At 68.9% G+C, this 23,077-nt stretch carries 25 protein-coding genes; 17 read left to right on the forward strand and 8 right to left on the reverse strand.

What is annotated here, in order from left to right:
• The first annotated feature begins 126 nt into the window (after nucleotides 1-126).
• The 5 genes from K3G64_RS17215 to proB all read left to right on the forward strand — a co-directional run bounded on the left by K3G64_RS17215 (nucleotide 127) and on the right by proB (nucleotide 6,325).
• Nucleotides 127-2,925, forward strand: coding sequence for a translation initiation factor IF-2 N-terminal domain-containing protein (locus K3G64_RS17215; RefSeq protein WP_238886033.1), 2,799 nt, complete (start codon nucleotides 127-129; stop codon nucleotides 2,923-2,925).
• A 178-nt stretch (nucleotides 2,926-3,103) separates the two neighbouring features.
• Nucleotides 3,104-3,415 carry a 50S ribosomal protein L21 gene (gene rplU, locus K3G64_RS17220; RefSeq protein WP_238886034.1) on the forward strand — a complete coding sequence of 104 codons (312 nt, stop codon included), beginning with the start codon at nucleotides 3,104-3,106 and terminating at the stop codon, nucleotides 3,413-3,415.
• Between the two features lie 10 nt (nucleotides 3,416-3,425).
• Nucleotides 3,426-3,683: a 50S ribosomal protein L27 gene (gene rpmA / locus K3G64_RS17225; protein ID WP_238886035.1), complete on the forward strand. Its 258-nt coding sequence runs from the start codon at nucleotides 3,426-3,428 to the stop codon at nucleotides 3,681-3,683.
• 75 nt (nucleotides 3,684-3,758) lie between these two features.
• Nucleotides 3,759-5,207 (forward strand): GTPase ObgE, encoded by a 1,449-nt coding sequence (obgE, locus tag K3G64_RS17230; RefSeq protein WP_238886036.1) that lies wholly within the window; start codon nucleotides 3,759-3,761, stop codon nucleotides 5,205-5,207.
• Complete coding sequence (gene proB, locus K3G64_RS17235; RefSeq protein ID WP_238886037.1) at nucleotides 5,204-6,325, forward strand: glutamate 5-kinase; 1,122 nt, start codon at nucleotides 5,204-5,206, stop codon at nucleotides 6,323-6,325. The genes obgE and proB overlap by 4 nt, the downstream gene beginning before the upstream one ends.
• Here the strand turns inward: proB and K3G64_RS17240 are convergent.
• The 3 genes from K3G64_RS17240 to K3G64_RS17250 form a co-directional block, all read right to left on the reverse strand.
• Nucleotides 6,217-6,690, reverse strand: coding sequence for a hypothetical protein (locus K3G64_RS17240; protein WP_238886038.1), 474 nt, complete (start codon nucleotides 6,688-6,690; stop codon nucleotides 6,217-6,219). The genes proB and K3G64_RS17240 overlap by 109 nt on opposite strands.
• Complete coding sequence (locus K3G64_RS17245) at nucleotides 6,687-7,523, reverse strand: NAD-dependent protein deacetylase (protein WP_238886039.1); 837 nt, start codon at nucleotides 7,521-7,523, stop codon at nucleotides 6,687-6,689. The genes K3G64_RS17240 and K3G64_RS17245 overlap by 4 nt, the downstream gene beginning before the upstream one ends.
• A 76-nt stretch (nucleotides 7,524-7,599) precedes the next feature.
• A complete protein-coding gene (locus K3G64_RS17250) occupies nucleotides 7,600-8,139 on the reverse strand; it encodes a cysteine hydrolase family protein (RefSeq protein WP_238886040.1) in 540 nt (179 codons plus the stop codon).
• A 43-nt stretch (nucleotides 8,140-8,182) separates the two neighbouring features.
• Here K3G64_RS17250 and K3G64_RS17255 point away from each other — a divergent pair, with 43 nt between their 5' ends.
• On the forward strand, nucleotides 8,183-10,237 hold the full coding sequence (locus K3G64_RS17255) for an NAD(+) synthase (protein ID WP_238886041.1): 2,055 nt from the start codon (nucleotides 8,183-8,185) through the stop codon (nucleotides 10,235-10,237).
• A 3-nt stretch (nucleotides 10,238-10,240) separates the two neighbouring features.
• Here the strand turns inward: K3G64_RS17255 and K3G64_RS17260 are convergent, their stop codons facing one another.
• The 3 genes from K3G64_RS17260 to K3G64_RS17270 are packed head-to-tail and all read right to left on the reverse strand — an operon-like array spanning nucleotide 10,241 to nucleotide 12,602.
• The gene (locus tag K3G64_RS17260) at nucleotides 10,241-10,846 is read right to left on the reverse strand and encodes a methyltransferase family protein (RefSeq protein WP_238886042.1); all 606 of its coding nucleotides are present in this window, start codon (nucleotides 10,844-10,846) and stop codon (nucleotides 10,241-10,243) included.
• 38 nt (nucleotides 10,847-10,884) lie between these two features.
• Nucleotides 10,885-11,712: an enoyl-CoA hydratase/isomerase family protein gene (locus K3G64_RS17265; RefSeq protein WP_238886043.1), complete on the reverse strand. Its 828-nt coding sequence runs from the start codon at nucleotides 11,710-11,712 to the stop codon at nucleotides 10,885-10,887.
• A complete protein-coding gene (locus K3G64_RS17270) occupies nucleotides 11,709-12,602 on the reverse strand; it encodes a ribokinase (RefSeq protein WP_238950762.1) in 894 nt (297 codons plus the stop codon). Before K3G64_RS17270 ends, K3G64_RS17265 begins: the two co-directional genes overlap by 4 nt.
• 112 nt (nucleotides 12,603-12,714) lie before the next feature.
• Between K3G64_RS17270 and K3G64_RS17275 the strand changes: the two genes are divergently transcribed.
• The 11 genes from K3G64_RS17275 to K3G64_RS17325 all read left to right on the forward strand — a co-directional run bounded on the left by K3G64_RS17275 (nucleotide 12,715) and on the right by K3G64_RS17325 (nucleotide 21,145).
• Entirely contained in the window at nucleotides 12,715-13,962 is a 1,248-nt protein-coding gene (locus tag K3G64_RS17275; protein WP_238886044.1) for a glutamate-5-semialdehyde dehydrogenase, read from the forward strand.
• A 46-nt stretch (nucleotides 13,963-14,008) separates the two neighbouring features.
• Nucleotides 14,009-14,884, forward strand: a complete 876-nt coding sequence (locus K3G64_RS17280; RefSeq protein WP_238886045.1) for an AAA family ATPase — start codon at nucleotides 14,009-14,011, stop codon at nucleotides 14,882-14,884.
• A gap of 1 nt (nucleotide 14,885) precedes the next feature.
• Nucleotides 14,886-16,331, forward strand: coding sequence for a vWA domain-containing protein (locus K3G64_RS17285; protein ID WP_238886046.1), 1,446 nt, complete (start codon nucleotides 14,886-14,888; stop codon nucleotides 16,329-16,331).
• Between the two features lie 140 nt (nucleotides 16,332-16,471).
• Entirely contained in the window at nucleotides 16,472-17,068 is a 597-nt protein-coding gene (nadD, locus tag K3G64_RS17290) for a nicotinate-nucleotide adenylyltransferase (RefSeq protein ID WP_238950764.1), read from the forward strand.
• 12 nt (nucleotides 17,069-17,080) lie between these two features.
• Nucleotides 17,081-17,449: a ribosome silencing factor gene (rsfS, locus tag K3G64_RS17295; protein ID WP_238886047.1), complete on the forward strand. Its 369-nt coding sequence runs from the start codon at nucleotides 17,081-17,083 to the stop codon at nucleotides 17,447-17,449.
• Entirely contained in the window at nucleotides 17,446-18,114 is a 669-nt protein-coding gene (gpgP, locus tag K3G64_RS17300) for a glucosyl-3-phosphoglycerate phosphatase (RefSeq protein WP_238886048.1), read from the forward strand. The genes rsfS and gpgP overlap by 4 nt, the downstream gene beginning before the upstream one ends.
• Entirely contained in the window at nucleotides 18,104-18,835 is a 732-nt protein-coding gene (gene octT, locus K3G64_RS17305) for a diglucosylglycerate octanoyltransferase (protein ID WP_238886049.1), read from the forward strand. Before gpgP ends, octT begins: the two co-directional genes overlap by 11 nt.
• Nucleotides 18,826-19,662, forward strand: a complete 837-nt coding sequence (locus tag K3G64_RS17310) for a DegV family protein (protein ID WP_238886051.1) — start codon at nucleotides 18,826-18,828, stop codon at nucleotides 19,660-19,662. The genes octT and K3G64_RS17310 overlap by 10 nt, the downstream gene beginning before the upstream one ends.
• A gap of 63 nt (nucleotides 19,663-19,725) precedes the next feature.
• Nucleotides 19,726-20,046 carry an ArsR/SmtB family transcription factor gene (locus tag K3G64_RS17315; RefSeq protein WP_238886053.1) on the forward strand — a complete coding sequence of 107 codons (321 nt, stop codon included), beginning with the start codon at nucleotides 19,726-19,728 and terminating at the stop codon, nucleotides 20,044-20,046.
• On the forward strand, nucleotides 20,043-20,525 hold the full coding sequence (locus K3G64_RS17320) for an SRPBCC family protein (protein WP_238886055.1): 483 nt from the start codon (nucleotides 20,043-20,045) through the stop codon (nucleotides 20,523-20,525). The genes K3G64_RS17315 and K3G64_RS17320 overlap by 4 nt, the downstream gene beginning before the upstream one ends.
• Before the next feature lie 2 nt (nucleotides 20,526-20,527).
• A complete protein-coding gene (locus K3G64_RS17325) occupies nucleotides 20,528-21,145 on the forward strand; it encodes a maleylpyruvate isomerase family mycothiol-dependent enzyme (RefSeq protein WP_238950765.1) in 618 nt (205 codons plus the stop codon).
• Nucleotides 21,146-21,156: 11 nt separating this feature from the next.
• Here the strand turns inward: K3G64_RS17325 and K3G64_RS17330 are convergent, their stop codons facing one another.
• Both K3G64_RS17330 and K3G64_RS17335 read right to left on the reverse strand, forming a co-directional pair.
• Nucleotides 21,157-22,215, reverse strand: a complete 1,059-nt coding sequence (locus K3G64_RS17330; RefSeq protein WP_238886056.1) for an NAD(P)H-dependent amine dehydrogenase family protein — start codon at nucleotides 22,213-22,215, stop codon at nucleotides 21,157-21,159.
• Nucleotides 22,216-22,282: 67 nt separating this feature from the next.
• Nucleotides 22,283-22,984, reverse strand: coding sequence for a hypothetical protein (locus K3G64_RS17335; protein ID WP_238886058.1), 702 nt, complete (start codon nucleotides 22,982-22,984; stop codon nucleotides 22,283-22,285).
• Between the last annotated feature and the right edge of the window lie 93 nt (nucleotides 22,985-23,077).

Consider the following 23,077-nt stretch of genomic DNA (forward strand, 5'->3'; position numbering starts at 1 on the left):
TGTTCTCTACCGAGGACCGCCCGGGGCGAGACCACAACAAGCTCGGGGAAGTTATCCGGGCCAATAGCGGAGGCCCTCGCGTGGCCGCGTCAGACACGACGCGCCCGGGGGCTTGAAGGAGACTAAGTGGCCGAAGATGCCCCTACCGAAGACCTATCAGAAGAGACGCGACACGCGGAGGAGCCTCAGCCCGACAAGCTGAGGGTGCATTCGCTGGCGCGGGTACTCGGTACCACCAGCAAGCGGGTGCTCGATGCGTTGGCCGCACTCGACGACCGGCCGCGCACCGCGCAGTCCACCGTCGAGGACGACGAGGCCCAGCGGGTCCGCGAAGCCCTCGCCGAGGGTGCCGACGAACCGGCCGGCTCCGCTGACGCCGAGGCCGGTGACGGCGACGAACCCGAATCGCGGCTGATGCTCGAGACGGCGCCCCAGGACACGCCCGAGCGAGCGGACTACCTGCCGCTGTTCGTCGCACCGCAGCCCGTCCGATTCGGCGCCGAATCCGATGCCGACGACGACGACGAGGACGACGACGACACCGACACCGATACCGACACCGACGACGACCAGTCCGATCGGCCCTCGGGCCGTCGGCGCCGCCGTGGCCGGCGCGGGCGCGGCCGTGGCCGTGGCGAGCAGAACGGCGAGGATTCCAACGGCGACGACGACTCCGATGACTCCGACGACTCCGACGACGACACCGGCGACGACGACAGCAATGGGGGTGAGGGCGGCAACCGTCGTCGCCGCCGTCGTCGCCGCCGCAAGTCCGGCTCCGGGGACGACGGCGACACCGGTTCACCCGACGATCCGCCCAACACCGTCGTGCACGAGCGCGAGCCGCGCAAGGCCAAGGGGGACAAGGACAACGAAATCCAGGGCATCACCGGGTCGACCCGGCTGGAGGCCAAACGCCAGCGCAGGCGTGACGGACGCGACGCAGGCAGGCGCCGCCCGCCGATCCTGAGCGAAGCCGAGTTCCTGGCCCGCCGCGAGGCCGTCGAGCGGATGATGGTGGTGCGCGACAAGGTGCGCACCGAACCGCCGCACCAAGGCGCCCGCTACACCCAGATCGCGGTGCTCGAAGACGGCGTCGTCGTCGAACACTTCGTCACGTCGGCGGCGTCGGCATCGCTCGTGGGCAACATCTACCTCGGCATCGTGCAGAATGTCCTGCCCTCGATGGAGGCGGCGTTCGTCGACATCGGCCGCGGCCGCAACGGCGTGCTCTACGCCGGTGAGGTCAACTGGGAGGCCGCCGGCCTCGGCGGGCAGAACCGCAAGATCGAGCAGGCCCTCAAGCCGGGCGACTACGTCGTCGTGCAGGTCAGCAAGGACCCGGTCGGTCACAAGGGCGCCCGACTGACCACGCAGGTGTCGCTGGCCGGCCGTTACCTGGTGTACGTGCCCGGCGCGTCGTCGACGGGCATCAGCCGCAAGCTGCCGGACACCGAGCGTCAGCGGCTCAAGGAGATCCTGCGCGAGGTCGTGCCGCCGAACGCCGGCGTGATCATCCGGACCGCATCGGAAGGCGTCAAGGAAGAAGACATCCGCTCCGACGTCGAACGCCTCGCCAAACGGTGGTCGGAGATCGAGGCCAAGGCCGCCGAGATCACCCAGAAGAAGGCCGGTGCGGCCGTCGCGCTCTACGAGGAGCCCGACGTGCTGGTCAAGGTGATCCGAGACCTGTTCAACGAGGACTTCACCGGCCTGACCGTGTCCGGTGCCGAGGCCTGGAACACCATCCACGAGTACGTCACCTCCGTCGCGCCCGAACTCCTTCCGCGGCTGACGAAGTACGAGCCCGCCTCACCCGACGCCCCGGACGTGTTCGCCGTGCACCGCATCGACGAACAGCTGACCAAGGCGATGGACCGCAAGGTGTGGCTGCCGTCGGGCGGCACGCTGGTCATCGACCGCACCGAGGCGATGACCGTCGTCGACGTCAACACCGGTAAGTTCACCGGGTCCGGGGGCAATCTCGAGCAGACCGTCACGCGCAACAACCTCGAGGCCGCCGAGGAGATCGTGCGCCAACTGCGGTTGCGTGACATCGGCGGCATCGTCGTCATCGACTTCATCGACATGGTGCTCGAGTCGAACCGCGACCTGGTGCTGCGCCGGCTGACCGAGGCCCTGGCCCGCGACCGCACCCGCCACCAGGTCTCCGAGGTCACCTCGCTGGGACTGGTGCAGCTCACGCGCAAGAAGCTCGGCACCGGGCTCATCGAGGCATTCTCGACGTCGTGCACCCACTGCGGCGGCCGGGGCATCATGCTGCACGGCGATCCGATCGACTCGGGCCCGCCGGCGGGGCGCAAGTCCGAGGGCGGCGGTGGCGGTCGCCGCGGCAAGCGCGGCAAGCGCAAGTCCGAGGACGTCGCCGTCGCCAAGGTGCCGCCGCACCCCGCCGGCGAGCATCCGATGTTCAAGGCGATGGCGGCTGCCAACGGTCGTCACGACGACGACGACGATGAGGACGAGCAGAAGAAGTCCGCCGAGGAGATGGCCGAAGCCGACTCCGAGGCGATCCGTGCGGCCGTCGGCGACACCGACGACGACACGGACGACTTCGACGACGGCGACACCGACGACGAGGACACGGACGACTTCGACGACACCGACGACGACACCGACGACGACGACACCGACGACGACACGGACGACGACGAGATCGACCTGGACTCCGACGACGATGAGGACGATATCGACGACGACATCGAGGTCATCGGTGAGGACTCCGACGACGAAGACTCCGGCGACGAAGACACCGACGACGAAGACACCGACGACGAAGACACCGACGACGAGGACGACGAGGACGACGAGGACGACGAGCCGGCCGCGGTGACCGTGCGGGCCGGTCGGCACCGCCGCCGCGCCGCCGTCCGACCCGCGGGACCGCCCGCCGCCGACAGCTGACCAGCCGACGAGCTGACCTGCGGTGATTTGACCCTCACGCGGCGGCTCAAGTAGCCTTGAGCAGTTGTCGCCAGGCTTCGGATCGAGCTTAGTCGGCGGCACTCGAAGTTTTCGAAACCTAGACCAGCGCAGCGGCGAATAGCGCGCGCCCAGTGAACGACGTAGGAGTGGCAGCACGATGGCGACTTACGCAATCGTCAAGACCGGCGGCAAGCAGTACAAGGTGGCCGTCGGTGACGTGGTCAAGGTCGAAAAGCTCGACGCCGAGGCCGGCGCATCCGTCTCGCTGCCCGTCGCGCTCGTGGTGGATGGCGCCAACGTCACCAGCACCGCCAAGGAGCTGGAGAAGGTCGCGGTGACCGGCGAGGTGCTCGAGCACACCAAGGGCCCGAAGATCCGCATCCACAAGTTCAAGAACAAGACCGGCTATCACAAGCGGCAGGGCCACCGTCAGCAGTTGACGGTCCTGCGGGTCACCGGCATCAAGTAGGAGCGACACCATGGCACACAAGAAGGGCGCTTCCAGCTCTCGCAACGGTCGCGACTCCGCCGCACAGCGGCTCGGCGTCAAGCGCTTCGGCGGCCAGATCGTCAAGGCCGGCGAGATCATCGTCCGCCAGCGCGGCACCCATTTCCATCCCGGCACGAACGTCGGCCGTGGCGGCGACGACACGCTGTTCGCCACCGCCCCCGGCGCGGTCACCTTCGGCACCAAGCGCGGCCGCAAGACGGTCAGCGTACTGCGACCGGAGGCTTAAGCTCGCGAAAGTAACGCTGCGGCGGTCTCGCGAGCTCAATCCCGCCATGGCGTTACGTTCGAAGGAGTGATCACGATGCCCCGGTTCGTCGACCGCGTCGTGATCCACGCGCGAGCGGGCAACGGCGGTAACGGCTGTGCCTCGGTGCACCGCGAGAAGTTCAAACCGCTCGGCGGACCGGACGGCGGCAACGGCGGGCGCGGCGGCAGCATCGTCCTGGTCGTCGATCCGCAGGTGCACACGCTGCTCGACTTCCACTTCCATCCGCACGTCGTCGCGCCGTCGGGCAAGCAGGGTGCGGGAAGCAACCGCGACGGGGCCGCAGGCGCCGATCTCGAGGTCAAGGTTCCCGACGGCACCGTCGTGCTCGACGAGAACGGCCGCCTTCTCGCCGACCTCGTCGGCGCGGGCACCCGGTTCGAGGCCGCGGCCGGCGGACGCGGTGGGCTCGGCAACGCCGCGCTGGCGTCTCGGGCCCGCAAGGCGCCCGGCTTCGCGCTGCTCGGCGAGAAGGGTCAGGTCCGCGACCTGACGCTGGAGCTCAAGACCGTCGCCGACGTCGGCCTCGTCGGTTTCCCGTCGGCGGGCAAGTCCTCGCTGGTCTCGGTCATCTCCGCGGCCAAGCCGAAGATCGCCGACTACCCGTTCACCACGCTGGCGCCGAATCTGGGCGTCGTGTCGGCGGGTGAGCACACGTTCACCGTCGCCGATGTCCCCGGCCTGATCCCCGGCGCCTCCCAGGGCCGGGGACTCGGCCTGGATTTCCTGCGCCACATCGAGCGGTGCGCGGTGTTGGTGCACGTCGTCGACTGCGCCACCATGGACCCCGGCCGTGACCCGATCTCCGACATCGACGCGCTGGAATCCGAACTGGCCGCCTACCTTCCCACGCTGCAGGGCGACACCGCGCTGGGCGACCTGGCCGAGCGCCCACGGGCGGTCGTGCTCAACAAGATCGACGTGCCCGATGCGCGGGAACTGGCCGACTTCGTGCGCGACGAAGTCGCGCGGCGCTACGGCTGGCCCGTCTTCGAGGTGTCGACGGTGAGCCGGGAAGGTTTGCGCGCGTTGACTTTCGCGCTGTGGGAGATGGTCGCGGCTTACCGCAAGTCGCAGCCCGAGGTGGTGCCGCGCCGGCCGGTCATCCGGCCCGTCCCCGTCGACGAGAGCGGGTTCACCGTCGAATCCGACGCACACGGCGGTTTCGTCGTACGCGGAACGCAGCCGGAACGCTGGGTCGCGCAGACCGATTTCGACAACGACGAGGCGGTCGGATACCTCGGTGACCGCCTAGCGCGCCTCGGCGTCGAGGACGAGCTGCTCAAGCTGGGCGCGCGGCCCGGCTGCGAGGTCACCATCGGCGAGGTCACGTTCGACTGGGAGCCGCAGACGCCGGCCGGTGTCGACGTGCCGCTGTCGGGACGCGGCACCGACGCCCGGCTGGACCATACCGACCGGGTGGGCGCCGCCGAGCGCAAGGCCGCGCGGCGCGAACGCCGCAAGCCCGGGGGCAAACCTGAATGACCGCGCCATCGAGCGCTCGCGATGCCGTCCGCACCGCGCGCAGCGTCGTCGTCAAGATCGGCACCACCGCGCTGACCAGTCCGTCGGGCGTCTTCGACGCGGCCCGGCTCGCCACGCTGGCCGACGCCATCGAAGCGCGAATGGAGGCCGGCTCCGACGTGGTGATCGTATCGTCCGGAGCGATCGCGGCCGGCATCGAACCGCTCAAGTTGGCCCGGCGGCCCGTGGATCTGGCCACCAAACAGGCCGCGGCCAGTGTCGGCCAGGTCGCACTGGTCAACGCGTGGAGCACGGCGTTCGCCCGCTATGGCCGCACCGTCGGCCAGGTGCTGCTGACCGCCCACGACATCGCGATGCGGGTGCAGCACACCAACGCCCAACGCACGCTCGACCGGTTGCGTGCGTTGCACGCGGTCGCGATCGTCAACGAGAACGACACCGTGGCCACCAACGAGATCCGGTTCGGCGACAACGACCGGCTTTCGGCGCTGGTGGCGCACCTGGTCGGTGCCGACGCGCTGGTGCTGTTGTCGGACATCGACGGCCTCTACGACGGAGACCCGCGCCGCAAGGGAAACAGCAACGCGCGCTTCATCACTGAGGTCGCCCGTCCCGATGACCTCGACGGGGTGGTCGCCGGCCGTGGCAGCCATCTGGGCACCGGCGGGATGGCGTCGAAGTTGTCGTCGGCGCTGCTGGCCGCCGATGCCGGCGTCCCGGTGCTGCTGGCGGCGGCGTCGGACGCTGCGACGGCGCTGGCCGACGCATCGGTCGGCACCGTGTTCGCGCCGCGGCCCGAACGGATGTCGGCGCGCCGATTCTGGCTGCGCTACGCCGCCGAGGTGGCCGGGGCGCTCACGCTCGACGACGGGGCGGTGCGCGCCGTGGTTCGGCAGCGCCGTTCGCTGCTGCCTGCCGGCATCACCGCGGTGTCGGGCCGGTTCTACGGCGGCGATGTGGTGGAGTTGCGCGCCCAGGACGCGACCTTGGTCGCGCGCGGTGTGGTGGCCTACGACCACACCGAACTGGCGACGATGCTGGGCCGCTCAACCGCCGACCTGCCTTCCGACATGCGCCGGCCGGCGGTGCACGCCGACGACCTGGTGGCCGTCCAGTAGCGATTCCGGTGCGCTAAACAGGCCCGGACAGCCGGGTCGGCGAGGATCACCGCCGCCAGCATGCCCGGCGTCAACTCGCGCGTGCCGACCATGCTGCGGGTGCGGACCTGCTCGATGTCGGCCCACTCGACGCTGTCGCCGTCGAACTCGACCGACTCCTCGCTGATGGCCACGCCGGCGAAGTGGTTCGGCTTGCGCACCAGCCAGCGCAGCTTGTCGGGGGTCAGCGAGTGATCGGCGATCATGTCGCCGACACCCAGCGCCCAGCGACCCTCGACCGGGCCCGGATCGGGTCGTTGACGTTCGATCAGGTCGCGGAGCGAGGAGGCGTCGTCATCGGTTTCATCGAGCACACCGACGTTCAAGCCGAATCCGCCAGCGCAGGCAGCTCGTCGAGCAACAACGCCAGCATGGGCGAGCATCCGTTGTCGACTTTCACCGTCGCCAGAGCGTCCCCACGCGTCGGTCCGCGGTTGACGATCGCGATGGGCATGCCGTTGGCCGCCGCGTGCCGGACGAAGCGGTATCCGGAGTACACCGTCAGCGACGATCCGGCGACCAGCAGCGCGCCGGCGTCGTCGACGAGTGAAAACGCCCGCTCCACACGCTCTTTCGGCACGCTCTCGCCGAAGTACACGATGTCGGGCTTGAGCATTCCGCCGCAGCCCGGACAGTCGACGATGTGAAAGGACGCGGTGTCGCCCACGACCGCGTCGGCATCCGGCGCCACGGCGATGCCGCCGACGGCCTCGGCGCGCTGGGCGAAGCCGGGATTGGCCGCCTCCAGCAGTTCGGCCAGGGCGGCCCGCGACATGGTGTGTCCGCAGTCCAGGCAGATGACCTGCGCATACGTTCCGTGCAGGTTGACGACGTTGCTGCTGCCCGCCTTCGTGTGCAGCAGGTCGACGTTCTGGGTGATCAGCCCGGACACCACCCCCGCGGCTTCCAAGGCGGCCAGCGAGCGGTGGCCGGCATTGGGCAGCGTCGCGTCCATGTGACGCCAGCCGACGTGGTTGCGTGCCCAGTAGCGCTGCCGGAAGCCGGTATCGGATACGAACTGCCGGATCGTCATCGGGTTGGACGGCGGCGAGTCCGGTCCGCGGTAGTCGGGGATACCCGAGTCGGTGGACATGCCCGCGCCGGTCAGCACCGCGATGCGGCGACCGCGCAACAGGCTGACGAGTTCCGGCGCATCCACTCCGTCGAGGGTATTCGCTGACTCCGCCGACGAGTTTTTCGTGCAGGTCAGCGCGTTGTGGTCAGCGCACGCAGCGTCAGTCCAAGCACTCGCCGGCGGCGATGAGCTCGGTTTTCATGTTGCGCTTCATCATCGTCAGGGCCGCGTCGCTGAGCTCGGGGTCGATGTGGGCGACCGCGTCGGGCGGCACCGTCACCGGGAAGTGCCGGACGTAGGCGTCCAGTGCGGTGTAGAGAATGCACTGCTCGGTGACCTGGCCGGTGAGCACCAGCCGCCGCGGCTTCATCTGGGCGAGCAGGTAGGCCAACGAGGTCGCGTAGAACGCGCTGTGACGGACCTTGGTCATCATCCGGCACCCCTCGACGGGCAGGATCGGCTCGACGAGGTCGGGCCGCTCACCGTCCAGCGCGGCCTTGATGAGGTCGTCGAACTGTGCGGTGAAGTCGCCGTAGTTGTCGTTGACGTAGATCAGGGTGACGTCGTCGCGGCGGCGGGCCTCATCGACCAGCCCGGCGAGCGGGTCGATGATCTCGGCGACATTCGGCGCCAATTTCTCGGCGTCGGGGTGGCGGTAGGTGTTCATCATGTCGATGACTACGACGGCGACATCACTCATGGCTGCTTGCATACCCCGTTGACCTTTCGGGCAACAATGAGGCATGGACTTTTACTCGGCGTATCGCCAGGGCTTCGTCCGTGTCGCCGCCTGTACGCACCACACGACGCTCGCCGACCCGCGCGCGAACGCCGAGTCGGTGCTGGGCCTGGCGCATGAGTGCCACGACGACAGCGTCGCGCTCGCGGTGTTCCCCGAGTTGACGCTCTCGGGTTATTCGATCGAGGACATCGTGATGCAGGACGCGCTGCTCGATGCGGTCGAGGAGGCGCTGCTCGACGTGGTGGTGGCCTCCCAACAGCTGATGCCGGTGCTGGTGATCGGGGCGCCGCTGCGCTACCGGCACCGGATCTACAACACCGCAGTCGTCATCCACCGCGGACGGGTGCTCGGCGTGGTGCCGAAGTCGTATCTGCCGACCTATCGCGAGTTCTACGAACGCCGCCAGATGGCCCCCGGTGATGATGTGCGCGGGGCGATTCGGATGGGTCGCGGGGCTGAGCGCGTCGATGTGCCGTTCGGGACGGACCTGTTGTTCACCGCCGCCGACCTGCCGGGATTCGTTCTGCACGTCGAGATCTGCGAGGACATGTTCGTGCCGATCCCGCCCAGCGCGTCGGCCGCGCTGGCCGGGGCGACCGTGCTGGCGAACCTTTCGGGCAGCCCCATCACGATCGGGCGGTCTGAGGACCGGTGCCTGCTGGCGCGGTCGGCGTCGGCGCGGTGCCTGGCGGCGTACGTCTACGCCGCCGCGGGGGAGGGGGAGTCCACCACCGACCTGGCGTGGGACGGCCAGACGATGATCTGGGAGAACGGCGAATGTCTCGCCCAGTCCGAGCGGTTCCCGAAGGGTGAGCGGCGCTCGGTGGCCGACGTCGACCTGGAACGGCTGCGCTCCGAGCGCATCCGGATGGGCACCTTCGACGACAACCGCCGCCACCACGCCGTGGCCACGGATGCGTTCCGGCGCATCGAGTTCGAGCTCGACCCGCCGTCTGGTGACATCGGCCTGCTCCGCGATATCGAGCGGTTCCCCTTCGTCCCGTCGGATCCCGAACGGCTGCAACAGGATTGCTACGAGGCATACAACATCCAGGTCGCCGGCCTCGAACAGCGGCTGCGCGCGCTGGACTATCCCAAGGTGGTGCTCGGGCTCTCGGGCGGCCTGGACTCGACGCACGCCCTGATCGTCGCGGCCCGCGCGATGGACCGCGAAGGACGCCCGCGCAGCGACATTCTCACGTTCACCATGCCCGGCTTCGCCACCGGCGAGCGCACCAAGGACAACGCCGCGCGGCTGGCCGAGGCGTTGGGCGTGACGTTCACCGAGCTCGACATCTCCTCGACCGCGGAGCTGATGCTCAAGAACATCGACCACCCGTTCGGCCGTGGCGAGAAGGTCTACGACGTCACATTCGAGAACGTGCAGGCCGGTCTGCGCACCGATTATCTGTTCCGGCTGGCCAACCAGCGCGGCGGCATCGTACTGGGCACCGGTGATCTGTCCGAGTTGGCCCTCGGCTGGTCGACATACGGTGTCGGCGACCAGATGTCGCATTACAACGTCAACGGTGGTGTGCCCAAGACGTTGATTCAACACCTGATCCGCTGGGTGATTTCGGCGCACGAGTTCGACGACACCGTCAACGAGGTGCTGCAATCGGTGCTCGACACCGAGATCTCACCCGAACTGGTGCCCGCCGGTGAAGACGAGGAGATCCAGAGCAGCGAGTCCAAGGTCGGCCCGTACGTGCTGCAGGACTTCTCGCTGTTTCAGGTGCTGCGCTACGGTTTTCGGCCGTCGCGGGTGGCGTTCCTGGCCTGGCACGCCTGGAGCGATCCGCGCCGCGGCGACTGGCCCACCGGGTTCCCGGAAAGCAAGCGACCGGCCTACTCGCTGAAGGAGATTCGCCACTGGCTGCAGGTCTTCGCGCAACGCTACTACTCGTTCGCCCAGTTCAAGCGGTCGGCGTTGCCCAACGGGCCGAAGGTGTCGCACGGCGGATCGCTCTCGCCGCGCGGTGACTGGCGGGCGCCGTCGGACATGACCGCGCGCACCTGGCTCGACGAGATCGAGAACGAGATCCCCGAGGAGTAGGCCTCAGCGCCGCTTGCCCAGTCCGGGCACGAAACGCCCCACGGCCGACCGGTAGTCGCGGTAGACGTCGCCGTGGGTGGCCAGCAGATACGGTTCCTCGACGACGCGCACCTGCGCCTGGATCGTCGCGACCAGCAACACGAAGCCTGCGAGCGCCAGCGGATTGGGTGTGATCAGGGCGAGGCCGACGGCGAAGACGATCATCGCCGAGAAGATCGGGTTGCGCACCCGACCGAACACGCCGCTGCGCACCAACGTGGTGGTCTCCTCGGCGTCGACCCCGATCCGCCACGAGTCACCCATGTCGACCTGAGCGTAGAGCGTGGCGGCGATGCCGAGCACGGCGAGCGCGATGCCTGCGATGTTGAGCCAAGTCCGGTCCAGAACCGCCACGGGGGCGAGCACACCGGCCTGCTGCAGGATCGGCGCGAACACCGCGGCGGCCATGGCCACGACGAAGCCGATGCCGGCGAACCACTCGGCCGACAGCGGCCTACCGCTGACCCCATGGAACCCCGTCGACCCGGTACGGCGACGCTGCTGCCAACTACGCCAACCGAATCCGAGCACGGCGAACACGGCGAACAGCACGATCGCGACGACTGGCACGACGCCTCCTTCTCCTGATGCCTGTCACACTTCGCCGGCTAGAGGCGCCCACCGGTGCGCAACTGCGGGTGCACCCAGTCGGGCGAGCGGCGCTCCTTGAACGCGCGGAATCCCTCCATCGCCTCGGCGGAGGAGTAGCTGGCCTGCATGCCGATACGGTCGAACAGGCCCAGATAGTTGTCCAGGCTCGACTTCACCACGCTCCTGGCGCCCGGAGCGGTCCGGCAGCACTGCCCGAGCACGTCGCGGGCCGCGTCGAGCAGCTCGTCGTGGGCCACCACCCTGGCGACCATGCCCCAGTCCAGCGCCTCCTGCGCGCTCAACGTGCGGCCGGTCAGCATCAGGTCGCGGGTGCGCGCCGGTCCGATCAGCCGCGCCAACACCTGGCTGTAATAGGTGTCGGCGATGCCCCGCAGCAGTTCGGGTACCCGGAACGTCGCCCTGTCGCTGACGACCGTCATGTCGCTGCACAACGCGATCTGCAGGCCGCCGCCCTGACACAACCCGTTGACCGCCGATACGACCGGCTTGACCGACTGGCGCAGCGTCTCGAACGGTGTCACGTCCATGCCGAGCGCCGAGCCGAACGTCAGCCAGTTGTCGCTGCCGTCGCCGCCGCCCATGTCGCCCCCGGGCGCGAACACGTCGCCGGTGCCGGTGATCAGCAGACCCGCCAGGTCGGCGTCCGCGTCGACGTGGCGCACCGCGTAGCGGATGCCGAAGTACATCGCGGGTGTCATCGCGTTGCGCGCCTCGGGGCGGTCGAGCCGGCAGACCCCGAACGGACCCTCACGGGTGAACTTCAGGTACGGCGTGCCTAGCCAGTCGCCGTCGGGCGGCCGCGGTGTGGTGCTCGGTTCGGTCATCGGTGTCCCTCGGTTGCCTTCCTGTCGGCTGATGTATCCGCGATGGCATCATCGATCGCCTCGGCATAGGGTGCGCAGTCGCCCGCGCCGGGCACCAGAGTCGACAGCGCGGCCGCCGCGCACGCACGGCGCAACGCCGTCTCGTGGCCGTCCAGCCAGCCGGCCGCGAGCACTCCCGCGAACACATCACCGGCCCCGGTGGTGTCCACCGCTTTCACGACGGGGGCGGGCACACCGAAGCGTTCGTCCGCGCCGAGATAGCTGGCACCGCGCGCGCCTCGCGTTATCACCAGATGCGGTACGGGCCAGTGCCATTCGCCGGCTTCGATTTCGTTGACCACCACGACGTCGGCGGACTCGGAAAGTGCCAGCAGCTCGTGCGGCGGGGCGCCGGACGGTGAGGCGTTGACGATGACGACCGCGTTGGCCGCGCGCGCCGCCCGCGCTGCGACGACCGCTGTGGCGACCGGAATCTCGAGTTGCAGCAGCACTACGTCGCTGTCGGCGATGACGGCGCGGACGTCGTCGGACTGCACGCTCAATGCGCCATTCGCGCCGGGCGCCACGACGATGGTGTTCTCGGCCGCCGCGTCGACGAGGATGACCGCCGCGCCGGTGGGGCCCGGCAGCGTCACCACGCCGTCCATCCCGACGTCGTTGGCGCGCAGGTGCGCGCGCAACTGCTCGGCCGCGGCGTCGCTGCCCAGCGCCGCGACCAGTTGCACCGATGCGCCGGCACGGGCGGCCGCGACCGCCTGGTTGCCGCCCTTGCCGCCCGGCGACGACGTCAGCGCGGAGGCGAGCACGGTCTGGCCGGGGCGGGGCAGGGCACGCACGCTGAACGTGAGGTCGGCGTTGAGACTGCCAACTACGCATACCCGGCTGCACACCCGTGCCACCTTGTGGACGTTAGGGAGCGCATCGCGCCAGCACAACCTCAGGCGGTGCGCCTGCGAAGCCCTCGCTCGAACCCGCCCATGTAACACCCGATACGCTGGACTGATGAGTGTTCAGGCGCCAGCAGCTGTTGACCTGCGCGAGCAGGTCCACGATGCCGCGCGGCGAGCCCGGGTGGCCTCCCGCGCGCTCGCGACGCTGAGCACCGACGTCAAGAACCGCGCGCTGAACACGGCCGCCGACCACGTCCTGATGTCGACCCGGCAGATCCTCGAGGCCAACCAGCAGGACCTCGACGCCGCGCGTGCCGCCGGAACGCCGGAGGCGATGCTCGATCGGCTGGCGTTGAATCCGAACCGCATCGACGGGATCGCCGACGGGTTGCGCCAAGTGGCCGGGCTGCCCGATCCCATCGGCGAGGTCCTGCGCGGACGCACGCTGGTCAACGGCCTGCAGCTGCGCCAGCAGCGCGTCCCGCTCGGCGTGGTCGGCATCGTCTACGAGGGCAGGCCCAACGTCACCGTGGACGCCTTCGGGCTGACCTTGAAATCGGGCAACGCGGTGCTGCTGCGCGGTAGCTCGTCGGCGGCGAGGTCGAACGCGGCCCTGGTGAACGCGTTGCGCGCCGCGCTGGCGACCGAACTTCTCGAGGTCGACGCTGTGCAACTGCTCCCGAGCCAGGACCGTGCGAGTGTCACGCACCTCATCCAGGCCCGCGGTCTGGTCGACGTGGTCATTCCACGCGGCGGTGCCGGGCTGATCGACGCGGTGGTCCGCGACGCGACGGTGCCCACCATCGAGACCGGCGTGGGCAACTGCCATGTCTTCGTCCACGGATCGGCGGACCTCGACGTCGCCGAGCGCATCGTGCTCAACGCCAAGACGCGCAGGCCCAGCGTCTGCAATGCCGCCGAGTCGCTGTTGATCGACGCGGCCATCGCCGAGCACGCAGTGCCGCGGTTGACCACGGCGCTGCAGGACGCCGGAGTCACGGTGCACGTCGACCCGAGCGAGGAGCACCTGCGCGCCGAGTTCCTGTCCATGGACATCGCGCTGGCCGTGGTCGACGGGGTGGACGGGGCGATCGCGCACATCAACGAGTACGGCACGGGACACACCGAGGCCATCGTGACGACGGATCTTGCTGCAGCACAACGCTTCTCGGAGCGCGTCGATGCCGCGGCGGTGATGGTGAACGCATCGACGGCGTTCACCGACGGCGAGCAGTTCGGCTTCGGTGCCGAGATCGGCATCTCCACCCAGAAGCTGCACGCCCGCGGACCCATGGGTCTGCCCGAGTTGACGTCAACCAAGTGGATCGTGTGGGGAGACGGCCACACCCGCCCGGCCTGAACAGGAGACCGATGAGCGCTTGCGCCAAGAGAAGGGGACCCGGCACGTGAGCGTCCCGGCACGCCCCGCGCCGCTGTTCGCCGACATCGACGATGTCGCGCGCAAGCTGGCCGAGACGGGCTACCTGCCCGACACCGCGACCGCGACCGCGGTCTTCCTCGCCGACCGGCTGGGAAAGCCGCTGCTGGTGGAGGGGCCCGCAGGCGTCGGCAAGACCGAGCTGGCCCGCGCGGTGGCGCAGGCCACCGGATCGGGGCTGGTGCGGCTGCAGTGTTACGAGGGTGTCGACGAGGCCCGCGCGCTCTACGAATGGAACCACGCCAAACAGATCCTGCGGATCCAGGCGGGGCATGGCGACTGGGATTCCACCCGCGACGACGTGTTCAGCGAGGAGTTCCTGCTGTCGCGCCCGCTGCTGACCGCGATCCGGCGCACCGACCCCACCGTGCTGCTCATCGACGAGACCGACAAGGCCGACATCGAGATCGAGGGCCTGCTGCTGGAGGTGCTGTCGGACTTCGCGGTGACCGTGCCCGAACTCGGGACCATCAGCGCCGAACGGGCGCCGTTCGTCGTGCTGACCTCCAACGCGACCCGGGAACTGTCCGAGGCGCTCAAGCGTCGCTGTCTGTTCCTGCACATCGACTTCCCCGACCCCGACCTCGAGCGGCGAATCCTGTTGTCGCGCGTGCCCGAACTGCCCGAGCACCTCGCCGACGAACTGGTTCGCATCATCGGTGTGCTGCGCGGCATGCAGCTCAAGAAGCTGCCGTCGGTGGCCGAGACCATCGACTGGGGTCGCACGTTGCTGGCGCTGGGACTCGACACCATCGACGACGCCACCATCGCCGCCACGCTGGGTGTGGTGCTCAAGCACCAGTCCGACCAGATCAAAGCGGCGGGCGAGCTGAGGCTCAACTGACATGGCCGTCCGCCGGACCCGCCCACCGCAGCCGCTGGCCCCGCACGGCCTGCCCGGTCATCTCGTCGGGTTCGTCGAAGCGCTGCGGGGCCAGGGAATTTCGGTGGGACCGTCGGAGACCGTCGATGCGGGCCGGGTGATGTCGGTGCTGGGTCTCGGCGACCGGGAGGTGTTGCGCGAGGGCATCGCCTGCGCGGTGCTGCGCCGTCCCGACCACCGCGACACCTACGACGCGATGTTCGACCTGTGGTTCCCCGCGGCGCTGGGCGCCAGGACCGTCGTCGTGGACCCCGATGCCGACGGCACCGACGATCAGGGGCTGCCGCCCGAGGACATCGAGGCCATGCGTTCGGCGCTGCTGGACATGCTCGCCGACAACGAGGACCTGGCCAATCTCGACGAACGGCTGGCCGCGATGATCGCCCAGATCGTCGAGGCATACGGGCGGTACAACTCCAGCCGCGGACCGTCGTACTCGTCGTATCAGGCGCTCAAGTCGATGAACCTCGACGATCTCGAGGGCCGGCTGCTTGCCGGTCTGCTCGCGCCGTACGGCGACGAGCCGACACCGACCCAGGAACAGATCGCCAAAGCCCTTGCCGCACAGCGCATCAACCAGTTGCGCAGGATGGTCGAGGCGGAGACGAAGCGGCGCACCGCCGAGCAGCTGGGTCGCGACCACGTGCAGATGTACGGTGTACCGCAGCTCACCGAGAACGTCGAGTTCCTGCGGGCCTCCGGCGAGCAGCTGCGCCAAATGCGCAAGGTCGTGCAACCGTTGGCGCGCACGCTGGCCACCCGGCTCGCGGTCAAGCGGCGTCGCTCGCGGGCCGGGGAGATCGACCTGCGCAAGACGTTGCGCAAGTCGATGTCGACCGGCGGGGTGCCGATCGACGTGGTGCTCAAGAAGCCGCACCCGGCCCGCCCCGAGCTCGTCGTGCTCTGTGACGTCTCCGGGTCGGTCGCCGGATTCAGCCACTTCACCCTGATGCTCGTGCACGCGCTGCGCCAGCAGTTCTCCCGGGTGCGGGTGTTCGCCTTCATCGACACCACCGACGAGGTGACCGAATTGTTCGGTCCGGACGCCGACCTGGCGGTCGCGGTGCAGCGCATCACCCGCGAGGCCGGCGTGTACACCCGCGACGGACACTCCGACTACGGCCACGCGTTCGCGTCGTTCATGGACCGCTGGCCCAACGTGTTGTCACCGCGCAGTTCGCTGCTGGTGCTCGGCGACGGCCGCAACAACTATCGCAACCCCGAGCTCGAACTGCTGGCGCACATGGTCAACGCGAGCAGGCACGCCCACTGGCTGAACCCCGAACCGCGGCACCTGTGGGGCAGCGGTGACTCCGCGGTGCCGCGCTACTCCGAGGTCATCACCATGCACGAGTGCCGGTCGGCCAAGCAGCTGGCCGCGGTGATCGACCAGCTGCTGCCGGTCTGATCCCCTTTTCGCCCAAACCGACGAATGGCTGCAAAAGTGCGAGAAGAACGCACCAAAATGTCGATGTCGGCAGCGGACGACCGGCTCCCGACGCTCCCGTAAGCTGGCTGTTCGTGGCTTATCGACGCAGGCTCGGCGTGATGGGTGGGACGTTCGACCCCATCCACAACGGCCACCTGGTCGCCGCCAGCGAGGTCGCCGAGCTGTTCGGGCTCGACGAGGTGGTGTTCGTGCCGACCGGGCAGCCGTGGCAGAAGCACCGCTACGTCAGCGCCGCCGAGGACCGCTACCTGATGACCGTGATCGCGACCGCATCCAACCCGCGGTTCACGGTGAGCCGCGTCGACATCGACCGCGGCGGCCCCACCTACACCAAGGACACGCTGCGCGACCTGCGCGCGCTCAACCCGGGCGCCGATCTGTTCTTCATCACCGGCGCCGATGCGCTGGCCTCGATCCTGTCGTGGCAGAACTGGGAGGAGATGTTCTCGATCGCCAGCTTCATCGGCGTCAGCAGGCCCGGCTATGAGCTCGACGGCAGGCACATCGCGGCTGCGATGACCGAGCTGCCCGCCGACGCTCTGCACCTCGTCGAGGTGCCCGCGCTGGCGATCTCGTCGACCGACTGCCGCAAGCGCGCCGAGGAGAACCGGCCGATCTGGTACTTGGTGCCCGACGGCGTTGTGCAGTACGTGGCCAAGCGCAAGCTCTATACGCCCCAACCGCTAGCGACTTAGGGAAAACAACCAATGAGTGCCTCAGACGAAGCCGTCAGCATGGCCACGGTGGCCGCGCAGGCTGCCGCGTCCAAACTCGCCGACGACGTGGTCGTCATCGACGTGTCCGGACAACTCGTGATCACCGACTGCTTCGTGATCGCCTCGGCGTCCAATGAGCGCCAGGTCAACGCGATCGTCGACGAGGTCGAGGAGAAGATGCGCCAGGCCGGCCACAAGCCCGCCCGGCGGGAGGGCGCCCGGGAAGGCCGCTGGACGCTGCTGGACTACGTCGACATCGTGGTGCACATCCAGCATCAGGACGAGCGCAACTTCTATGCGCTGGACCGGCTCTGGCGCGACTGCCCGACGCTGCCCATCGATCTGGACGGACACTCGTGAGGATCCGCCGCCTGGTCATGCTGCGGCACGGGCAGACCGAGTACAACGCGGGCAGCCGCATGCAGGGCCAGCTCGACACCGACCTGTCCGATCTCGGTCGTGAGCAGGCCGTCGCGGCCGCCGAAGTGCTGGCCAAACGCCAACCGCTGGTGATCATGTCGTCGGATCTGCGCAGGGCGCTCGACACCGCGGTGTCGCTCGGCGAACACGCCGGGATGCCGGTGCTGGTCGACCCCCGGCTGCGCGAGACGCACCTCGGCGAGTGGCAGGGCTTGACCCACCTCGAGGTGGACGCCGTCGCGCCCGGCGCCCGGCTGGCGTGGCGCAACGACTCGCGCTGGGCGCCCCCCGGCGGCGAGAGCCGCGTCGACGTCGCGGAGCGCAGCATGCCGCTGGTCACCGAACTGATTGCCGGCCAACACGAGTGGGGATACGACCAGTCGGACCGACCGGTGGTACTGGTGGCCCACGGCGGGCTGATCGCTGCGCTGACGGCGGCGTTGCTGGGCCTGCCGGTCGACAACTGGCCGATCCTCGGCGGCATGGGAAATGCCAGCTGGGTGCAGCTGTCCGGACACAGCGCGCCGGACGCCTCGGCCGAGCAGATCCGCTGGCGCCTCGACGTGTGGAACGCCTCGGCACAGGTGGCCACCGATGTCCTCTGATCCGGCCGGTCGGCCGACCCTGCTCGTCTTCTGTGACTCGTTGTCCTACTACGGACCCGAGGGCGGGTTGCCCGCCGACGATCCTCGCATCTGGCCCAACATCGTTGCGGCGCAACTCGACTGGGACGTCGAAGTGATCGGTCGGATCGGCTGGACATGCCGCGATGTGTGGTGGGCGGCCACCCAGGATCCCCGGGCGTGGGCGGCGCTGCCGCGTGCGGGCGCGGTCGTGTTCGCCACGGGCGGGATGGACTCGCTGCCCTCGCCGCTGCCCACCGCGATGCGCGAGCTGATCCGCTACGTGCGGCCACCGCTGTTGCGGCGCTGGGTGCGCGACGGCTACTGCTGGGTGCAACCGCGGCTGTCACCGGTCTCGCGCGCGGCGCTGCCACCGCATCTGACCGCCGAGTACCTCGAGATGACGAGGGCTGCAATCGATTTCAACCGGCCCGGCATTCCGGTCGTCGCCTGCCTGCCGTCGGTGCACATCGCCGACACGTACGGCAGGGCGCATCACGGTCGTGAGGGGACCGTGGCCGCCATCACCGAATGGGCCGGACGACACAACGTTCCGCTGGTCGACCTCAAGGCCGCCGTCGGGGAGTACGTCATGAGCGGGCAGGGCAATCCCGACGGGATCCACTGGAACTTCCAGGCGCATCAGGAGGTGGCGGACCTGATGGTCAAGGCGCTCGCGGAGGCCGGTGTGCCGTGCCGGTGATCGTGGTCACCGACTCGTCGGCGCGGTTGCCTGCCGACGAGTGCAAGCAGTGGGACATCCGCCAGGTGCCGTTGCACATCCTCGTGGACATGGTCGACCTGCGCGACGGCGTCGACGAGGTGCCCTACGACGTGCACGATGTCGTCCGTGCCAGCACCGCAGGCGCCACGCCGGCCGACCTGACCGAGGCATACCGGCAGGCCCTGCACGACAGCGGCGGTGACGGCGTGGTCGCGGTACACATCTCGGCCGCGTTGTCGAGCTCCTACAGCTCGGCGGTGCAGGCTGCCCGCGAATTCGGATCGGCGGTGCGGGTGGTCAACTCGCGGTCGGCCGCGATGGGCGTGGGGTTCACGGCGTTGGCCGCAGCAAGGTGTGCCGCGACCGGAGCAGAGCTGGACGCCGTCGAGACGGCGGCGCGCTCGGCGATCGAGCGCACGAGCGCGTTCATCGTGGTGCACCGGCTGGACAACCTGCGCCGCAGCGGTCGAATCGGCACCGCCGCCTCGTGGCTGGGCACCGCCCTGTCGGTCAAGCCGCTGTTGTGCCTCGACGTCGACGGACGGCTGGTGCTCGACCAGCGCATCCGGACCGTCAGCAAGGCCCACGCCACGATGGTCGATCGGGTCGCCGAGACCGTCGGTGAGCGGCGGGCGGCGATTGCGGTGCACCACGTCGACAACCACGACGGCGCCGACGAGGTGGGTGCCGCCCTGACCGACCGGCTGCCGCAGATCGAGTCCCTCACCGTGACCGACATGGGCCCCGTGCTGTCTGTGCACCTCGGCGGCGGCGCGATCGGCGTCGTCGTCCACATCTCTGACTGAGCGCACGCGGGCGGATCCGGGGGTGCCTTGCCCGGCAACTCGGTAAGTGCTAACTTACGGTTCGTGGTGACTTACCAAGACGCCGACGCCTGGGTCGCGATGGCCGACCGGACGCGGCGTTCGATCGTCGAACGACTGGCGCACGGCCCGTCGGCGGTGGGCGAACTGGCCCGCGACCTCCCGGTCAGCAGGCCGGCGGTGTCCCAACACCTCAAGGTGCTCAAGCGCGCCGGACTGGTGTGTGACCGCGCCGACGGCACCCGCCGGGTCTACCAACTCGACCCGTCCGGGCTCGAAGCGATGCGCGCCGAACTCGACCGGTTCTGGTCCCAGGCGCTTTCGGGCTTCAAGGAGATCGTCGAAGCAGAAGGAGACACGACATGATGCCTGCTCAATCCGCCACCGTGCGCCACGAGATCATGGTCGACGCACCCGTCGAACGAGCGTTTCGGGTGTTCACCGAGCGGTTCGGCGACTTCAAGCCGCGCGAGCACAACCTGTTGAGCGTGCCGATCGCCGAAACGGTCTTCGAGGCCCACGTCGGCGGCCACATCTACGACCGCGGCGTGGACGGCAGCCTGTGCAAGTGGGCGCGCATCCTCGCCTACGAGCCGCCGAACCGGGTGGTTTTCACCTGGGACATCGGGCCTACGTGGCAGGTGGTGGCTGACCTCACGCGGACCAGCGAGGTCGAGGTCGTGTTCTCCGCTGAGGCCGGCCACCGCACGCGTGTCCGCCTCGAGCACCGCCACATCGACCGGCACGGCGACGGCTGGGAGTCGGTCGCCGCGGGCGTCGACGGCGACGGCGGCTGGCCGCTGTATCTGCGCCGCTTCGACGACCTCCAGCGCGGCGCCGCGTGACGATGACCACCGACATGATGGACATGGCGCGCGCCGAGCGGGCCGAGCTCGCGCAGTTCCTCGCCGGGCTGGCCCCTCCGGACTGGGACACCCCGAGCCTGTGTACCGGCTGGACCGTCAAAGATGTTGTGGCGCATGTGATCAGCTACGAAGAACTGGGCTTCGGCGGCCTGGTGCGACGATTCGCCAAGGGATGGGTGGTGCGGGCCAATCAGGTCGGGGTCGATGAACTGTCCCCGTTGTCACCGGATCAGTTGCTCGATCAGCTGAACCGGCATCTGTACCCGTCCGGACTGACCGCCGGCTTCGGCGGCATGATCGCGCTTGTCGACGGCACGATCCACCACCAGGACATCCGCCGAGCCCTGCAGCGGCCCAGGGATGTTCCCGTCGCGCGCCTCGCAAAGGTGCTGCCGCTGATCCCCGGCAATCCGCGGCTCGGGGCCGGACGGCGGATCCGTGGGCTGCGGTTGCGGGCCACCGACATCGACTGGGCGCGCGGTCGCGGTCCGGAGGTGAGCGGTCCGGGTGAGGCGCTGATGATGGCGATGACGGGTCGACGCGACGCGTTGTCCGACCTGGATGGTCCCGGCAGAACGACGCTGGCTCAACGTCTTTGAAAACGACGCGTCTACACCGCAACCCGGCCGGTCACCGGCGGCAGGTCCTTCAGCGTCACGATGCCGGGCGGTGCGGCGACCACCGCAGGCACCGCGTTGGTGACCGGCAGCGCGGTGTAGATCATGCCGAGTCCCATGAAGCCCGGCTCGGTCCAGTCCTCGGGCGGCAGGCAGTGCAGCACGGTGCGCATGTTCGGCAGCCCGAAGACCTGGATGACGTGTCCGTGCTCGAGCGGGTTCGGCGGAGTGACATGCTCGCCCATGATCCAGTTGAAACCCACACTGACGACGTTCTTCTCGCCGACCCAGCCGCGGTGGTAGCCGTGGACCCCGGCGACGGTGCCCGCCGGGATACGCATGAATCCGAGATCGGAATCGCCGGTGGAAGTTGTGAAGGTCACGTCGAAGGTCATGCGGTCCAGGTGGGCGCCGATGGCGTCGGCCATCATCGCCGCCGATTCGGCGAACACCTCACTCTCGCGCCGCACGCTCTCCGCCAGACCCGGCGTGTCCGGGTCCTGAGAGAACCCCATCGCGGTCTGCGTGCCGGCCGACTCGTAGGTCGAGCAGTCGACGGACTCGGTGATGCGGATTTCGTCGACCCGCTCACAAGCCCCGCTGAGCACCATGCCGACCATATTGGTCATACCGGGATGTGCTCCGCTGCCGAAGATCGTCGAACCGCCCTTCTCGCAGGCCTTTCGGATGCGCCCGAGATCCTCGGGAGTCTGCTTGCCGCCGGTGATCCACGCCGCACTGGAGCAGACGTTGACGCCCGCTTCGAGCAGCCTGCACAACTCGTCGACGTTGGGCCACAGCGGGTTGTAACAACACGCGTCGGGCCGTTGCGCAAGCAGCGCATCGATGTCGTTGGTCGCTGTCACGCCGGTCGGTTCGGGCCATCCGGCGAGCTCGGCCGCGTCGACGCCGACCTTGTCCGCGCCATGGGCATAGACGCCTACCAGTTCCATGTCGCCTCGGCCGATGATGGCGTGCAGCGACCGGCGGCCGATGTTGCCGGTGGTCCATTGGATGACACGAATCGGCTTGTCGGCGGTCGGTGTCGACATGGTTCGGCCTCTCCTCGGCGTCCGGGTTGTCCACGACAGTAGCTCTCGTGGGGTCGACGACCGGTATTCAGTCAGCGGATTCGTCGGCCGCGGCGGTGTCGCCGGTGTCGGGGGCCTCGTCCGCGCCCGGCCGATCCGCGGTCACCGTGTCGAGGGACAGCGCGACGCCGAGGGCCAGGAAGAAGGCGATGAACAGCGGCCCGCCCAGATAGAAGTTCATGGGCCCCCCGGGTGAGATGAAGCTGCCGGGCGGGCCGATGATCGTGATGGTCTCGATCAGCTGCTCGACGGCGAAGACGGCGGCCACGATGCCGAGCCACCGCGGCAGGCGCCCCTCGTTGGCCGCCATGAGAATCGGCGCCGCCACCAAGATGTTGGCCGCGGTGAGCACCGGCCCCCACATCGCCAACACGTCGGCGATGGTGCGTGCGGTCGCCGAGCCGAGTTCATTCGGATGCAGGGCGATCCCTGCGGTGAACCACGTGACGATACTGATTTCGGCCAGCACGAGGGCGGCGCCGATGGTGAACATGTGCGCGTACGGCCCGGTCAGCCGGTGCCGGGCATGGCTGAGCACCACCACCAACGCGAGTGCCCCGAACGTCGCCAGCAACGCTTGCGTACGCATTCCGCCGGAATGCTCGTTGACATGGGTGACGATGTCGTAGCCGGCCCTGTCGATGCCGGGCAGGGTCGGGACCGTGGTCAGCGCGGCGGTGTAGAGCACCGCGAATGCGATGGCGGCGACCATCGGCACTCGACGATCCACAGCAAGGATCGTAGACACCCGCGTTATCCCCAACGCTGATTTGCTCCACAGGGCGCGTCGCGCGGGACGCTCGCGGGGGCCGGGAGTCGGTGC

This window comes from Mycobacterium sp. IDR2000157661 (assembly GCF_022317005.1).
Classification (GTDB): Bacteria; Actinomycetota; Actinomycetes; order Mycobacteriales; family Mycobacteriaceae; genus Mycobacterium.

Bases quoted from the DNA above. Each gene is read 5' to 3' on its own strand.
- rplU (WP_238886034.1), top strand. From the start codon at position 3,104: ATGGCGACTTACGCAATCGTCAAGACCGGCGGCAAGCAGTACAAGGTG.
- rpmA (WP_238886035.1), top strand. From the start codon at position 3,426: ATGGCACACAAGAAGGGCGCTTCCAGCTCTCGCAACGGTCGCGACTCC.
- obgE (WP_238886036.1), top strand. From the start codon at position 3,759: ATGCCCCGGTTCGTCGACCGCGTCGTGATCCACGCGCGAGCGGGCAAC.
- proB (WP_238886037.1), top strand. From the start codon at position 5,204: ATGACCGCGCCATCGAGCGCTCGCGATGCCGTCCGCACCGCGCGCAGC.
- K3G64_RS17250 (WP_238886040.1), bottom strand. From the start codon at position 8,139: ATGAGTGATGTCGCCGTCGTAGTCATCGACATGATGAACACCTACCGC.
- K3G64_RS17255 (WP_238886041.1), top strand. From the start codon at position 8,183: ATGGACTTTTACTCGGCGTATCGCCAGGGCTTCGTCCGTGTCGCCGCC.
- K3G64_RS17265 (WP_238886043.1), bottom strand. From the start codon at position 11,712: ATGACCGAACCGAGCACCACACCGCGGCCGCCCGACGGCGACTGGCTA.
- K3G64_RS17275 (WP_238886044.1), top strand. From the start codon at position 12,715: ATGAGTGTTCAGGCGCCAGCAGCTGTTGACCTGCGCGAGCAGGTCCAC.
- K3G64_RS17285 (WP_238886046.1), top strand. From the start codon at position 14,886: ATGGCCGTCCGCCGGACCCGCCCACCGCAGCCGCTGGCCCCGCACGGC.
- nadD (WP_238950764.1), top strand. From the start codon at position 16,472: ATGGGTGGGACGTTCGACCCCATCCACAACGGCCACCTGGTCGCCGCC.
- rsfS (WP_238886047.1), top strand. From the start codon at position 17,081: ATGAGTGCCTCAGACGAAGCCGTCAGCATGGCCACGGTGGCCGCGCAG.
- octT (WP_238886049.1), top strand. From the start codon at position 18,104: ATGTCCTCTGATCCGGCCGGTCGGCCGACCCTGCTCGTCTTCTGTGAC.
- K3G64_RS17320 (WP_238886055.1), top strand. From the start codon at position 20,043: ATGATGCCTGCTCAATCCGCCACCGTGCGCCACGAGATCATGGTCGAC.
- K3G64_RS17325 (WP_238950765.1), top strand. From the start codon at position 20,528: ATGACCACCGACATGATGGACATGGCGCGCGCCGAGCGGGCCGAGCTC.
- K3G64_RS17330 (WP_238886056.1), bottom strand. From the start codon at position 22,215: ATGTCGACACCGACCGCCGACAAGCCGATTCGTGTCATCCAATGGACC.